Consider the following 15,714-nt stretch of genomic DNA (forward strand, 5'->3'; position numbering starts at 1 on the left):
CTTCTCGTCCTTTTCATACTCTCGCTCCTTTTTTGCCGTCTATTGCACGGCTTGGGGTGAGCAAGATTACCACTTATCCGACTGTCCGAATTTGCGAGGACACTTCTCTCTAACCCTCCTGGGCTTAAGATAATCCAGACAGATAATTTGCTACAAACACGGACAGTTTATTTGTTCTCTGCAGGTGTGTTGAAATTACTTGCCCATTCACGCACTTCTTGGTAGCTGCCACTGAAAATTACCGATTCTTTGTTTTTCATTATTTGATACGCATACATCGGATCATAATACTCAGCAAGTAAATGGGTTATCCAAACTTCGTGGTTATGAATATCCCCTGTACTTAATTGAATTTTCAAAGCTTTTGTCATTATATCATGTATGTATTTATAGCGTTCCAACCCCAGGCGTTTCTGAATCCGGAAAAGACTGTTGTGAAGATAGGTACTGAAATATTCAAAACCATGTTCAGTATATTTCATCTGAAAAGCTGTCAGCATATCCGTAATATATTCTTGTAGAATCCTTTGAATGCGAGATTCTAGTGGCATTTCTACTAGCGCTAGAGGTGAGCGCCGCATAGTTTGAAAGAAGGTCTCCGGGATTGCGATGGCCCCAAGATTTCTACTTTCATCTTCAACAAAAAGTGTATTTTTATTGAGCGGAGTATAGGTCATGCGCAACAAATCAATTGCTAATGTGTGCTCAAAACTGGACTGAGTGGGTTGTTGATTAATTGTCTCGCCAAAACTTGAGCCACGATGCATGGCATGCTTTTCTAAATCGATACTAGAGGCAATTTCATTAATCAAATGCGTTTTGGCTACACCTGTTTTTCCACCTATGCGGATTATGTCAAAGTTAATGGTTGTCTCATCAATTACCTGCATGAGGTATCGCCTGAGCGCCTTATAGCCCCCCTCAATCAGCGGCACAGCAATGCCAGTTTCATTGATCCATTGTTGTGCTAAATTTGATCGCATTCCACCACGCCAACAGAAGATATGCGCATCGGAATTGTTAGCTACAACATTACGCCAATGTTGAATGCGATTTCGCTTAAGTTCACCACACACCAATTTGTGACCTAATTGAACGGCGGCTTGTTGCCCTTTTTGTTTATAGCAAATTCCAACTAAATGACGTTCATGGTTATTCAGAATGGGGAGGTTGAATGAATTTGGTAAACTACCTTTGGCAAATTCATCTTCAGAACGAACATCCAAGAATGGAATATCGTGCATAAATAAATTGTGAAATTGATCAGCACTGACTGAGTAATCTGACATTGCTTTCTATACTTATTTGCTCATTGAGATAACACAGATGCCAGTATGTTTGGTGTCATGAATCCTCAAATATTATTTGCCGTGATTTTGCAAGTCCGAACGATCGATCGCAAGTTAAGCGATTTGTATAATAGCGAAATCAGAACAAAAGTACCCTAAAAATGTGTTATCCGTTACAATTCGGACATTATAGGGATAAGCTAAAAATCATGAATTAGAGTAATTGTTGTTTTGCTGCAACACTGATTTAATATTGCCTTGACAGGAAAAAGCGCCTTATATAAGCTGCGGAGTGGTCAAATATGACACACTTATATTTATTAAGCAATGTCAGCGGTAAGCGTTTGAATGAAAATTTTCCAGCCAGCGAAAAGTAAATTATTAGAGATTAATAATCAGCGTTGGCGCGCTCAACCAGGATTTCTTGCTTATGGGAGCAAGATGACAAGTACTATTACTTCGAGGGGAAGATCTTGAGTTCGACAATAACCAAGTTGAACGCTCCGCTAACGCAAGCGTTTGATTTTCAACCTTCAAGCGAATTACAATTAACACCGACACCGACGCTTAATACACTAACTCAGCAGTTAGCGGGCTTTGATACTCTAACCAGCGCTTTAGAATATGCAGCGGAGGGGATAACGGGGTATAACTTTTATGACGCGAAGGGTAACTTACGTTCGATTCTGCCATACAGCGCGCTTAGGCAGAATGCTCGTATCTTTGCGCAACGTTTATTTGGTTTTGGTTTGCCCCGTGGTAGTCGGGTAGCAATCATTGCTGATACCTCTCCAGAGTTTGTCGAGTTGTTTTTTGCATGTCGCTATGCTGGTTTAGTGCCTTTTGCAATGCCAATTCCGGTTAATCTCGGTAGCCATGTAATATATGTTCAGCAATTAAGAGGTATGCTTGAAAGCAGTCAAGCAAGTATCGCGCTGGCGAATATTGACTATATTAATTTTCTGGAAGAGGCTGCAGAAGAAACAACCTGCATACAGTGGGTAGGAACACCAGAAAAATTAAGCGAGATACCTGCGATAAATGTTGAACTACAACCTAATTATCCCGATGAAACTGCGTATCTGCAGTTTACATCAGGTAGTACGCGTACACCGAGAGGGGTAGTTATTACTGAACGAGCCTTGATGTGTAATTTGCAAGGTATTGTATGTAATGGATTGGAAATTAAACCTGACGATCGTTCCGCTTCGTGGTTACCATTTTATCATGACATGGGATTGGTTGGGTTAGTTCTGGCGCCAATGGTTACACAAATCTCTGTTGATTATTTGGCGACACGGGATTTTGCAATTCGACCATTACAATGGTTGCGGTTAATAAGTCGCAACCGTTGTACCGTTGCATTCAGCCAACCTTTTGGCCTTAAGCTATGTACCTTACGTGTAAGGGAATCTGACCTTAAAGAACTAGATCTTAGTTGTTGGCGGGCTGCCGGCATTGGTGCGGAAATGATTCGGCCTGAAACTTTGAGAAATTTTGCAGAAAAATTTGCATCGGCAGGTTTCGATGAGAGTGCTTTTCTGCCTTGCTATGGTCTTGCGGAATCAACACTTGCCGTTACCTTTTCAAAAATTGGTAAAGGATGTAGAAGTATACAGGTGGATAGTAAGACGCTGATTGATAAGCGGATGGCTGTTCGATTGCAAGCGGATGGGCGCAAACAAAATGAATTTGTAAATTGCGGGCGTCCGTTACCTGGGCATACTGTGAAGATAGTCGATGAAGATGATCAGCAATTGTCAGAAATGATGGTTGGCAGTGTTTTAGTGCATGGCGATAGCGTGATGAAGGGCTACTATAACAATCCAGAAGAGACTAACAAAGCACTTAAATCTGATAATTGGCTGGATACTGGAGATATTGGATTCCTGTTTGAAGGTGATTTGTTTATAACCGGACGCCGTACAGATGTCATTATTGTTAATGGGCGCAATATCCGTGCCCAAGACATAGAAGAGTTGGCTGAGCAGCAACCGGAGGTTAGGTCACGAGAGGCTTCTGCATTTGGGGTGAATGATGAAGATGGAACAACAACAATTGTCCTAGTCATTGAATGTAGACTCACCTCCGTGACGGAACGCCAGTCGCTGACGACCAGATTGCAGCAGTTTGTTTATATGGCATTTGGTGTTAATTGTGTTGTGGAATTAGTTCCACCGCATACCTTACCACGGACCTCATCTGGAAAGCTCTCACGTTTTGCAGCAAGGCAAGGTTATATTCAGAGAACAAATCTGGCAGGCCAATTGTCTTTTGTAGAATCAGGTGACAGATAAGGACGCATGCCAAAAATAGTAGCCGTAACAGGTGCTACTGGGTTCATTGGCAATGTGCTGGTGCAGAGGCTAGTTCAAGATGGATGGACAGTTCGTGCGCTCACACGGTTGCATCGCTTATCTGATAATGAGTCTATTCAATGGATTCAAGGTGACTTAGATAATTTAACTGCGCTACATCATTTGGTTAATGATGTAGCGTTTGTTATTCATTGTGCTGCAACAGTAAGAGGAAGCTCTTTTCAAGAATTCGCACATACGAATGTCGAGGGCACCAAAAATATTTTATGTGCCATTGCTAGAGAGAAACAATCTCCTCGATTTTTGTTAATATCTTCCTTAGCAGCAAGGCAACCTGAATTATCATGGTATACTCGAAGCAAGTATTTATCTGAGATTCAGGTGATTGAATATTCAGAAAAAATACAATGGGCTATACTCAGACCTACGGCTGTTTATGGTCCGGGAGATAAAGAATTAAAGCCCCTCTTTCAAGCGATGCGCCGCGGTTTTCTTCCCGTCGTCGGAAAAATTCATAATCGATTTGGATTAATACATGTATATGATTTGGTTGCAGCTATCCAGACTTGGTTGACTTCCAGTCTAGCGATTAATGGAGTATTTGAGCTTGATGATGGGACGTCAGGCGGGTACAGTTATCAAAGTTTGGCAATCCTAGCGCAGCAGGTGTGGAAACGCCCTGTACATTGCATTCCTATACCGGATTTACTTATCCAGGGTATCGCAATATCAAATCTATGGCTTGCGCGGTTACTTCACTATTCCCCCATGCTGACTCCAGGAAAAGTTAATGAGTTACAACATAGCGATTGGGTATGTGATAATGCTCCATTGATCCACGCTCTTCCGGCGTGGCAGCCAAGTATTCGTTTACAAGACGTTTTATCTGAAGTAATCTAGCTTTAAAATTTAACTACTCTGAATTAACCTATGACTGAAAGTAATTACGATGAGATCATGCAATTACTCTGTGATCGACTAAGTAGTTTAACCAATTCTGATGCTCAGATTACTCCTGAAACGAATATGATTAGTCAGCTATCGATTGATTCTATTAAACTACTTAACCTGATTATGGAAATTGAAGACACTTTTGATGTTTCAATTCCTATTAATGCACTGACAGATATTCACACTGTACGAGAATTGGCTGATTTAGTACATAAAATAAAATCTGCTTCATAATGAATTTACTTGAAAAATTAGATGTAGCAGCTGCTGCAAGAAAATCGCTTTTGCCGAATGGCGTGGGTGCTTTTGGTATTCCGATTGAAGAAGTTTATTCAGCGACGGAAGCTAGAATTGGAGATCGTCGTGTGCTGCTACTTGGCACTAACAATTATTTAGGCTTAACCTTTGCACCGGAATGTATTCGTGCAGCGCATGAAGCAATTGACAAAGAAGGTACGGGTACCACAGGTTCTCGGATGGCAAATGGCAGTTATTTTGGCCACCGTGCCTTGGAAAGAGAATTTGCTGAATTTTATCAATGTGGCTCTGGCATTGTCTTTACTACTGGCTATCAAGCTAATTTAGGTACTATTTCAGGTCTAGTAGGTCCTGGAGATACTGTATTGATTGATGGAGATTCCCATGCGAGTATCTATGATGGCTGCATCCTCAGTGGCGCAGATATCATTCGTTTTAAGCATAATGATATGGTTGACATGGAAAAACGATTGCGGCGACTGGGTGATCGTGTCGAGACAACACTAATTATTGCTGAGGGAATCTATAGTATGCTTGGTGATCAAGCACCGTTAGCTGAAATTGTTAAATTAAAGAATGCTTATAATTGTATTTTACTCCTCGATGAAGCACATTCATTGGGCGTGTTGGGTGAGACTGGTCAGGGTCTCGTAGAAAAAACAGGTTTGTTAAAAGAAGTCGATTTTATTACCGGAACTTTTAGCAAAAGTCTTTGCAGTATCGGTGGATTTTGTGTGAGCAATCATCCGCAGCTTGAGCAATTACGCTATATCAGTCATCCCTATATTTTTACAGCATCGCCGTCCCCTGCAACGATTGCCTCAACGCGCGCGGCATTGGTTCTTCTAAGCAAAGGCGGTGATCTGCGTAAGCAATTGTGGAACAGCTGTACTCAACTTTATGCACAGCTCAAGGAGACTGGCTACCTGCTGGGGCCCGATCCAGGTCCGGTAATTGCCGCCATTCTTGATACGCCGCAACAGGCACTCCAGCTTTGGCAGAGATTGCTTGAACATAATATTTATGTGAACTTGATTCTGCCACCAGCTGCGCCGGAAGGTAAGTCGTTAGTGCGATGTAGTGTAAATGCTGCGCATACTACAGAACAAATCAAATATGTTGGTGATACCTTTGCCAAACTATACAACATGATATGATCTGATACGTAGGTTTCTAGTACATAAAATGATTATCTACATCTGTTTTTTTGTTTGTAAGTACAGAGTGTTCATCAATAAAAAATTCAGCATTTAGCCGAATCTGATTCAGTTATCTAAAATGAGGTACTACAATGAAAATAATGCAGGCATTGGCATTAACATTATTTTCATTCTTATTACAAAGCAATGTTTTTGGCATAAGTATTGTATACAATGGGTTTGAATGCCTAAACGCTGTAGATACAAATGATCCAACGCCAAAAGGTACACCGGTACAGAGTAAATTTGAAGTCATAGAAGATGCTGGGGATGGTGTCTATCGCTTAAGCTTAACTGGCGGCATTCCTCGCTTTATCAATAACAATCATGATGTGTGCATCGATAATGCGACTGCAATCGGATATTCAGGAATTCCGACAGTGGATTTTTTGCCGCAGCCTCTCGAATCCATTAATGCAACCGCCTATTTTAACGGGCAGGAGCTGGTGATTGTCGTCAGCTCGTTGTATACGGATTTAAGTGCCAGAAGAAACCCATTTTCATCATTTAACACAAGCCTTATCTTTGCTTTCACTAATACACTCATCTTTGAGTTTAATCCACAAGCATCTTCATTTAGCTTGAAGAAAGTGATCCGCAATCGGGGATTCACTAATACCAGTGGATCGACGAACTCAACAACACCATTTTTTGAAACAGTCTTGCCATCTTTCAACGAAGAGGTGCAAGACAAGCCAAAGATTTTGACACCGTTAGCAAATATCGAATTTTTATTAAATTAATCGATTTACATCGTGTGCAGGCCGATTAGTGGTCTGTTAATGTAATAAGCGAATTGGTATTAAATGGCGTAACACTGCCAATTTTTGCTGAGGTATAGCCAGCAACAGAAAGTGCACGAAGACATTCATCGGTACGCTCGACGGGTATTCCGGCTAGTAATCCCCCTGCAGTTTGCGGATCGAAGAGTAGAGGGTGGCTTGGGTGCTTCCCGGCGTAGTATTGGCATTGGTTGGCTTGTTTATTGGCAGCATAAAGTGTGCTTTGGATGCCTTGCAAGCTGCACTGTTGTGCGCCTTCCATGATGGGAATGGTATCAATGGATAGGGAGGCGCTGCATTGAGAGGCTAGTAGCATTTCCTGCAAGTGTCCGAGTAGGCCAAATCCGGTTACATCAGTACAGCTGTGTGCTGTATAAGAACGCAAGATGGTCGCTGCGACCCGATTACTTTGCAACATATGGACCAATGCCTGGTCAAGCCATAATCCTTGGCAGCGTGCAGCCATGTTAGCAGCGAGTAAAACACCGCTGCCGATAGGCTTGGTAAGAATTAAACTATCACTGGGTGTTAGTCCGGATTTTGTCAGGGCCTTGCTTGATGGAAGTGTTCCGTTAACAGTTAGCCCGATAGCCATTTCGGGTCCTTCTCCGCTGTGCCCGCCAATCAGCGCAGTATTTTCATCATTCAAGGTTTTTAATACGCCCCGCATTAAATGCAATAATGTTTCCTGCATAATGGGTTCGCTGCTATAAGGGATAACCGCAGTCACCAACGCGGAATGGGGTATTCCACCCATGGCATAAATATCTCCTAAGCTATGAATTGCAGCGATACGACCCAGCAAATAGGGATCATCGATAAAGCTTCTAAAGAAATCAACGGACTGTAGCCATTGAGTATTGGCTGGCAGGTTAATAATCGCGGCATCATCCCCCAGTCCACTGGCGACATCCGGGGGAGGTTGAATATCCAGCTGAGACAAAACATTCTGTAATATATTGCTGCCAACTTTTGCGCCACAGCCGCCGCATCGCATAGATCTGGAGTCATCGCCTGAGTTATCGGTATTAACCATAGGTTGCGGATTGAAACGTGCCATGAATGCGCGATCAATGTGATTCTTCCAAAGCCAAACCCACTTTCCCCGGGCAAATAATAGGCCTCGAGAAGCAATCGCGTAACGTTCTCCTGTTGTTAATAAGCTTAGAAAGTGTCGTTGCGGTTTAAAAGGCAAAAGCTGTCGATTTTCGAACTGAGCGATGATATTTTTTGCCAGGATCGGGCCTTGGCGGACAGCATAAATGCCCGCTTTGGGTAATGGTATAGGCATGAACGCGGCGCTGTCACCGGCGGAAAATATATCCGGATGCGAAATGCTGCGGAGGTATTGATCAACCTGAATGAAGCCCCGGTCGTCGCACTTAAGTCCGCTTTCTGCTAACCAAGGCGGTGCACCAGCATGTATAGTCCAAGCACAAAAATCATAATTCAGCGTTGTATTATCATTTAACGCCAGTTGGTGTTCGGTAATGGAGATGGCATGTTTTCCGAGGACTATACGAATACTTAACGTTTGCAAGTGATGTTTAAAAAATTCCTGCACGCATTTATTGTGTGAACTGAGGATATGTTGATCAGCACAAATCAGAGTAAAGTCTGCATGTATAGCAGTTGTGTTGCAGAGCTTATAGTGCATAGCCAGTAGTATTTCTACACCTGCGGCCCCGCCTCCGATTACGATAACTCGCTTTGGTTGACGGGATGCTTGAGCTGACTCGAGCCATTGGTGCCAATTCTGCAGAAATTGTTTGATTGGTTTAATGGAGTGGCCATGTACCGCGGCGTTTTTAATTTCATTGAGTGCGGGTTGGGAGCCAACATTGATAGATAATAAATCGTACCGCAAGGATGGGTATTGATGGCAGTATATCTGTTTTGCAATCGGATCGATGTGTTGAACTTCGCTGCAAACAAACTGCACGCCAGCCCATTGACACAGTTTCCGTAAATCAATGTGACAGTCTTCAAAGGTAAAATGTCCAGCAATTAATCCAGGCAACATACCTGAATAAGGTGCGAGTGTATTATTGCTGATGAGCGTGACTCTGATACCAGGGATTGGGCACATTCCCAATTTTTTGATAACGGCAATATGGCTGTGGCCGCCGCCAATTAAGCGTAAATCTTTTTTATATGGCGTTAAACCTATCATTAATTAACTTATTCAGATTGCGTTATGGTCAGAAAAATGTGATAGTTCACATCGCAACATTATAAGTTAGTCCATGACACTATAAATAAAATTAAAAGTATTTCTATAGCTTTGAGGGCTAATTGAGTAAGGGCAATGGAGTTAATTAAATTTGTCGCTATAAGTGTGTTCCGTGCATGTTAACGACTTCTCACAAATTTATCTTTTATTTAGGAAGGTAGCAATGAAATCTAGTAGAATCAGTACATTAAAAGCTTGTGCCGTTCTGTTATTAACGGCGGGACTGTTATTCGGGTGTAAACCGATTTTTGAGAAAAAGCCAATTCCTAAGGATGGTACCGCTGCACCCGCAGCAGCCCCTGCCTCAGCACCAGCACCAGCACCAGCCGCACCTCCTGCCGAGCCGGTAACTAGCCTTGAGGAAGTAACAAGTATCGAAAGTCTTGGATCTAGCTCAGCAGCGCCGGTAATTGATGATGGGAACGATGTTGTGACAGTAACACCTGCGATAATGCGCAAAGTTCAACAGGCTCTGGTAAATGCTGGGTTTAATCCTGGTCCGGTTGATGGTGTCAGTGGCGCTAAAACAGTGAATGCAATCGAAAGCTTCCAGAAACAAAATGACATTCCAGCAGGTAAAATCACCAAGAAAACGCTCCGTGCATTAGGTGTCGATTTCTAAAGAATAAAGAACGGTTTGATTTTTTAATACACCATGGGTCTTCGGCTCTTGGTGTATTTTTATTGACACATACGAAATTTCTAAAGAATAGGGTATTTCGTGATTTGCGATACTAATGTTGATTGTTCAATTTCTTTAGCTGAATAAAAATATTTGCCATAGGAAGAGTCCTGTTCTATAGTAAGTTATAAAGGCTGGATTTAAAGCTTCTTCAGGTAATTATAGATTTATAGATGTGACATATCCATTTGTTGCGAATCTTTACCATAGTGTTTAGATTTCTCAGCATAAGATGAGTCTCGCGTTATAGAATCGACTGATTGCGTACTTAGTAATGTTTCCCAGATTAAATTTTAGTTAATTAATTTTAACGAACGTTGTATTATTATTTATTATGCTTAGTAATATTCGTCATTAACTTGTTTTTGAAGTATTTTTGGAGGTTTTTTCATGGGAGTTCCTTTACGTCAACAGATTGCGGTTGGCAGCTATCTAATCAAGCAAAAATTGAAAGGAGTTAAGAAATACCCGCTGGTATTGATGCTGGAGCCGTTGTTTCGTTGTAATCTGGCTTGTGCCGGGTGCGGAAAAATTGCTCACCCAGAAGATGTTCTTGATCAGAGACTTTCTTATGAAGAATGCATGCAGGCAGTGGATGAATGTGGTGCGCCGATGGTTTCAATTCCAGGTGGCGAACCATTGATACATAAAGAAATGCCGCAAATTGTTGCAGGCATAATTAAACGTAAGAAATATGTTTACTTATGTACAAATGCGTTATTGTTAAAGAAAAAGATAAATGACTATACGCCATCACCTTATTTGACATTTTCGATCCATTTGGACGGTATGAAAGAGCGCCATGATGCTTCAGTTTGTCAGGATGGTGTTTTTGATCGCGCGGTTGAGGCGATAAAGCTGGCCTTAGAGAAGGGATTCAGGGTCACAGTAAACTGTACGTTGTTTCAAGGTGAAACGCCTCAGGATGTGGCTGAATTCTTGGATTATGCGATGGAATTGGGTGTTGAAGCAGCAACGATTGCGCCAGGATTCAGCTATGAGAAAGCGCCTCAACAAGATGTTTTTATAAAAAGCCAGGATACAAAAGTATTGTTTCGTGGTATTTTCGAATTAGGCAAAAAGCTGAAGCGGAAATGGAGATTGAATCACTCGGCGCTTTATTTGGATTACCTGGCAGGAAACCAGGATTATAAATGTACGCCATGGGGTAACCCGACACGCAATGTATTTGGATGGCAGAAACCTTGTTACTTGCTGTCGGATGAAGGCTATGCAAAAACTTTCAAGGAACTGCTGGATGACACGCCGTGGGAAAAATACGGTACTGTAAATAATCCAAAATGTGCCCAATGTATGGCGCATTGTGGCTATGAAGCTACAGCTGTTGAAGACACGCTTCAGCGTCCATGGAAAGCACTGATAGCATCACTGAGAGGACCAAGAACGACAGGCCCTATGGTGGCTGAGCCCACTCCAAAATGGACAAACGAAGAAAATAAAATACCCAAGAAACTTTCCGATATACCGGTGACATTGATTAACAAATAAACGGATATAAGGTATTGATGCTGGTTTATAGAATCTGCTACAAGTAAGAATAATGGTGGAATTGGTATTGTATTTGTCTGTGTTTGGTGCTGTATGCTGGTGCTCATTAATACTGTTACCATGGTGCCCCTGGGGTGTCCGTAAGAAAATTGAGACACGAGGCACCATAGACTTCGATGGAACCCTGAGTGTTTGCCGTATTATAATTCCAGCCCGTAACGAGGGTCCGTATATCCGGCATACGCTCAATGGCGTGAGAGCACAGAGAGAGGATTACGTATCATTGTGATTGATGAAGTCGGTGGAGGACACTGCTGAGCAAGCTAAGCGCTGTGGTGCGCTGGTGCTATACGGTACAACGCTACTGCGGGTTGGAGCGGGAATTATGGGCGCTTGAACAGGGGCTGCACGAGGTCAGAACACCGTATACGTTATGCTGGATGCCGATATTGAGTTGGCTCCCGGGATTGTTATTGAATTACAGCAAAAGTGCGCAATGAAAATCTTACGCTGGCATCATTGATGGCAGAGCCTTCTATGAAAAATTTCATAGAGCGTTTACTGATGACTGCTTTTATATTCTTCTTTAAGTTGTTGTATCCTTTTTGGTTAGCAAATAAACCAGTATCAAGTGTTGCAGCGGCTGCAGGTGGATGTATTTTAGTGGAAACACAAGCATTGCGTTCAGTTGGAGCTTTTACCAATCTACATAATGCGCTGATTGATGACTGTATTCTGGCAGCACACATCAAACGTGCAGGTTTACGTACTTTTATTGAACTGAGTCATGCAGCTCGCAGTCATGGTGGTTACCAAGACTTAAAGCCAATTTTGGAAATGGTGGCGCGGACTGCTTATACTCAATTAAGATACTCGTTTATTTTACTTGTCAGTTGCACATTGATCATGACTTCCATGTTTTGGGCAGCACCACTAGGTTTTTGCTGTTACCTTTTCAGGAAGCTTGTATGCTGAGTGCGGGAGCATGGATGGTTATGTTTTTACCTATATGCCAACTTTAATCTATTATCAGCGTTCTCCACTCTGGGGTTTGGCATTACCTATAATCGGTACACTGTATCTCGCCATGACTTGGACATCAGTACTGCGGTATTGGTGTGGGGAACGCGCTTGTTGGAAAGATCAACGCTATGAAAGTAAAGCAAACAATTAGATTGATCGGCTGGTGCCTGATGCTGGTGATGTTATTGCCAATTTCCGTTGCGTTGAGTGCACCCATTTCAGAACCTGAAAACCCGGAAGAGGTTATACAAAAATTACAGTCTTCTTTACTTAAAGTTATGCGTGAAGGAGAGAAACTGGGTTATGAGGGGCGATTCAAATTCCTGGAGCCTGTTATTGATGAGTCTCATGACTTGGATCTGATTATCAAAACAATATTAGGTGCAACATACTGGTCGCAACTGGATAAAGGACAACAGGATTTGATCGCTGAGACATTCCGCAAGCTCAGTATTGCTACCTACGCTGGGCGGTTTACTCAGTATGAAGGAGAGCAGTTTCAGATTATAGAGCAGCGCGCTTTGCCACGCGAACAAACATTAATCCGTAGCCGATTAACGAAATCGGATGGCGGTAAAGTGAATTTTGATTATGTGTTACACCAAACAGAAGGACGCTGGCGTATTGCCAATATCCTGTTTGATGGTGTGAGTGATCTTGCAATAAAACGCGGAGAGTATCGTGCTATTTTGCAGCGGGATGGTTTTCAGGCACTGATTGAAATGCTTAAGGAAAAAATTACTCTGACTCAGCAGAATTAATAATTCGGTAATTTCAATTTTTCCTGAGGGTACTCTTAAACGTGAAAAGTTCACACAGTAGTAGTTACCGGATTTTTGCACGTTGGGCCGAGTTCTCCTATCAAAATGCTACCTGGATTATTCTGCTCGTATTGTTATTGACTGCGCTTAGCACTGTTTATACAGTCAATAATCTTGGCGTTCATACCGATACGACGGACATGCTCTCCGAGGATGTTCCTTTTCGCGCCAATCATATCCGTTATAAAAAATCGTTTTCCCAATATGAAGATACGTTCTTGCTGGTATTGGATGCGCCGACACCTGAGCAAGCGCATCAGGCAGCTAAACGCTTCACTAACTATCTGCAAAAAGATAGTACGCAATTTTCTAATACATACTATCTAACCGGGGAGCCTTTTTTTGAGCAGAATGGCCTTTTTTTCAAAAGCCTGTCTGAATTAGGCCACATTACCGATTATTTGGCTGCTGCGCAACCGCTGATTGCGCGCATAGCAGAAAGTCCCACGCTCTCTACATTTTCTTCTGTTCTCACGGAAGCTGTCGATGAGTTGCACGCGGGGCGTCAGTTAGAACTGGAACCTGTATTTAATGGCGTCAGTGCAACACTGGATGCACGGCTTGACGATCAATCCCGTGCGTTATCCTGGCAAGCATTATTGGGTGGTGAAGCGCAGAAAGAAACTTATCAGGAATTGATCATAGTACAGCCTAAGCTCGATTATTCTCAAATATTTGCTGCTGAAGGGCCGATCAACGCAATTCGTATTGCTGCCCAGGATATGGGATTTACTCCGAATGCTGTTGAGAGATTGCGCATTACGGGTGAAGTCGCACTTGCTCACGATGAACTCCTCAGTGCGATGCACGGTGCTCAGGATGCTGGAATATTAGCGCTAGTGATGGTGGCTATGGTATTGCTCATTGCATTTCGTTCTGCCGGAGCAATAGTTACCGTGATACTGAGTCTGGTTCTCGGTTTATTGCTGACTGCAGCATTTGCCACCGCTGCCGTGGGACATTTGAACCTGATTTCTATCGCATTTGCTGTTTTATATATTGGTCTTGGTGTTGATTACGCCATTCACTTTTTGTTGCGACACGAAGAACTCAGGAAGCCTGAGCAGTCTGTTTCAGAAGCATTATATAAAACTGGTGGCGATATGGGGCAGGCACTGCTGATTTGTGCAATAACTACTGCGATTGGGTTTTATGCCTTTATGCCAACGGCTTATGAGGGCGTTGCAGAATTGGGTCTGATATCAGGAACAGGTATGCTGATCAGTTTTCTGGTTACCATGACGATGATTCCTGCCTTGCAAAGGTATTTTTCCACCCCAGTCAAAAAGTCATCAGTTTCGATCCAATCAATCAATAAGGTTCTGGATCTACCCAGACACGCGCGTAAATTGGTATACAGTGTAACAATCATCGCAATTCTGGCTTCTGTCGTGGCTTTGCCGCACATCAAGTTCGATTATAATTTGTTAAATCTGAATAACCCGCATGCGGAATCAGTTCAGACCCTCCAGGAATTATTGAAAAATACGGAAGACTCACCTTGGCATATTAATATTTTAGTTGGTAATGCCGAGGAAACAGGACAAATCGTTCAGCGCTTGAGAGCTTTGCCGGAAGTAGAAAAAGTAATCAGTATGCTTGATCTGGTTCCTCAAGAGCAGGAAGCAAAAAGTCTGTTGATTGAAGAGATGGCAATGACGCTCGGTCCCATTTCTTTTTCCTCCACGGCATTTATGATTCCAGATCACCATACTTTTACAGATCAACGAAAAGCGCTGGAAAAATTAAATACTGCATTAGACCGGTTTGTCAGCGAGAAACCGGGACATCCTTCTGAAACTTCTGCCCGTGCGTTGCGTGCATCACTGTCGAGTCTACTGGCTGAGCTGGATAAGCGTACGATACAAAATGAACAGGGGGGAGAACAATTATTACGTGTGGTTAATCATGATCTGCTCAGTTTGTTGCCTGGCTCAATTAAACGGCTGCAACTGGCATTGGCAGCGCAGCCGTTTACGCAAGAAGCATTACCAGAATCAGTGAGTGCACACTGGCATACGAATGATGATGTATATCGCATCGCGGTGTATCCGTCAGAAAATATTAATGACAATGACGCATTGCGCAGATTTGTTCATGCTGTGCAAAAGATAGCCCCCACTGCAACCGGTGTGCCGGTAATCAGTTTGGAGGCGGGTGAAGCGGTAGTGGATGCATTTATACATGCTTTCTCGCTGGCGTTGCTGGGTGTCATAATGACACTATGGGTGATGCTCAGAAGTGTTTCAGCGACAGTGTTGGTATTAATGCCGCTCTTATTGGCGGCTCTATTCACAGGTGCTTGCACAGTTTTGCTAGGGCTGCCGTTCAATTTTGCCAATATTATTGCTTTGCCGCTATTACTGGGTATTGGTATCGATAGCAGCTTGCATATGGTGCATAGGAGCCGTAGCACCGGCGTGGTTTATGAGAATTTATTGCATACCAGTACAGCACGTGCCATTTTTTATAGCGCACTAACAACTCTGGTGGGTTTCGGCAGCCTGGTGTTTTCCACACATCAGGGTACCGCCAGTATGGGCTTGCTTTTGACAGTTGGATTGTTTCTGACGCTGGTTTGTGTGCTGATAATCTTGCCGGTATTGTTGCATTCAACCAGTAAAAATAAAGAAAGTATTGCTTAATTCT

Annotated in this window: 12 protein-coding genes; 10 read left to right on the forward strand and 2 right to left on the reverse strand. The window is 42.8% G+C overall.

The features are described from left to right. Positions 1-167 precede the first annotated feature (167 nt). Entirely contained in the window at positions 168-1,289 is a 1,122-nt protein-coding gene (gene mnmH / locus ACH10T_RS11075) for a tRNA 2-selenouridine(34) synthase MnmH (protein WP_394809336.1), read from the reverse strand. A 473-nt stretch (positions 1,290-1,762) separates the two neighbouring features. On the opposite strand from mnmH, the gene ACH10T_RS11080 reads away from it, so the two are divergent. The 5 genes from ACH10T_RS11080 (at position 1,763) to ACH10T_RS11100 (ending at position 6,758) form a co-directional block, all read left to right on the forward strand. Continuing rightward, on the forward strand, positions 1,763-3,586 hold the full coding sequence (locus ACH10T_RS11080) for a fatty acyl-AMP ligase (RefSeq protein ID WP_394809337.1): 1,824 nt from the start codon (positions 1,763-1,765) through the stop codon (positions 3,584-3,586). Positions 3,587-3,592: 6 nt separating this feature from the next. Next, complete coding sequence (locus tag ACH10T_RS11085) at positions 3,593-4,507, forward strand: NAD-dependent epimerase/dehydratase family protein (protein WP_394809338.1); 915 nt, start codon at positions 3,593-3,595, stop codon at positions 4,505-4,507. A 30-nt stretch (positions 4,508-4,537) separates the two neighbouring features. Continuing rightward, a complete protein-coding gene (locus tag ACH10T_RS11090; protein WP_394809339.1) occupies positions 4,538-4,792 on the forward strand; it encodes an acyl carrier protein in 255 nt (84 codons plus the stop codon). Continuing rightward, the gene (gene spt, locus ACH10T_RS11095; RefSeq protein WP_394809340.1) at positions 4,792-5,973 is read left to right on the forward strand and encodes a serine palmitoyltransferase; all 1,182 of its coding nucleotides are present in this window, start codon (positions 4,792-4,794) and stop codon (positions 5,971-5,973) included. Before ACH10T_RS11090 ends, spt begins: the two co-directional genes overlap by 1 nt. 134 nt (positions 5,974-6,107) lie before the next feature. Continuing rightward, a complete protein-coding gene (locus ACH10T_RS11100) occupies positions 6,108-6,758 on the forward strand; it encodes a hypothetical protein (protein WP_394809341.1) in 651 nt (216 codons plus the stop codon). A 25-nt stretch (positions 6,759-6,783) separates the two neighbouring features. Here ACH10T_RS11100 and selD read toward each other — a convergent pair whose 3' ends face one another. Then, positions 6,784-8,970 (reverse strand): selenide, water dikinase SelD, encoded by a 2,187-nt coding sequence (gene selD, locus ACH10T_RS11105; protein ID WP_394809342.1) that lies wholly within the window; start codon positions 8,968-8,970, stop codon positions 6,784-6,786. 223 nt (positions 8,971-9,193) lie between these two features. On the opposite strand from selD, the gene ACH10T_RS11110 reads away from it, so the two are divergent. The 5 genes from ACH10T_RS11110 to ACH10T_RS11130 all read left to right on the forward strand — a co-directional run bounded on the left by ACH10T_RS11110 (position 9,194) and on the right by ACH10T_RS11130 (position 15,710). Further along, entirely contained in the window at positions 9,194-9,652 is a 459-nt protein-coding gene (locus ACH10T_RS11110) for a peptidoglycan-binding protein (RefSeq protein ID WP_394809343.1), read from the forward strand. 450 nt (positions 9,653-10,102) lie between these two features. Next, positions 10,103-11,221 carry an adenosyl-hopene transferase HpnH gene (gene hpnH, locus ACH10T_RS11115; RefSeq protein ID WP_394809344.1) on the forward strand — a complete coding sequence of 373 codons (1,119 nt, stop codon included), beginning with the start codon at positions 10,103-10,105 and terminating at the stop codon, positions 11,219-11,221. Between the two features lie 489 nt (positions 11,222-11,710). Continuing rightward, the gene (locus tag ACH10T_RS11120) at positions 11,711-12,196 is read left to right on the forward strand and encodes a glycosyltransferase (RefSeq protein ID WP_394809345.1); all 486 of its coding nucleotides are present in this window, start codon (positions 11,711-11,713) and stop codon (positions 12,194-12,196) included. A 176-nt stretch (positions 12,197-12,372) separates the two neighbouring features. Then, positions 12,373-13,005 (forward strand): ABC transporter substrate-binding protein, encoded by a 633-nt coding sequence (locus tag ACH10T_RS11125; RefSeq protein ID WP_394809346.1) that lies wholly within the window; start codon positions 12,373-12,375, stop codon positions 13,003-13,005. 41 nt (positions 13,006-13,046) lie between these two features. Next, positions 13,047-15,710, forward strand: coding sequence for an MMPL family transporter (locus ACH10T_RS11130; protein ID WP_394809347.1), 2,664 nt, complete (start codon positions 13,047-13,049; stop codon positions 15,708-15,710). The last annotated feature ends 4 nt before the right edge of the window (positions 15,711-15,714 follow it).

This window comes from Nitrosomonas sp., from assembly GCF_043753625.1.
Taxonomy (GTDB): Bacteria; Pseudomonadota; Gammaproteobacteria; order Burkholderiales; family Nitrosomonadaceae; genus Nitrosomonas.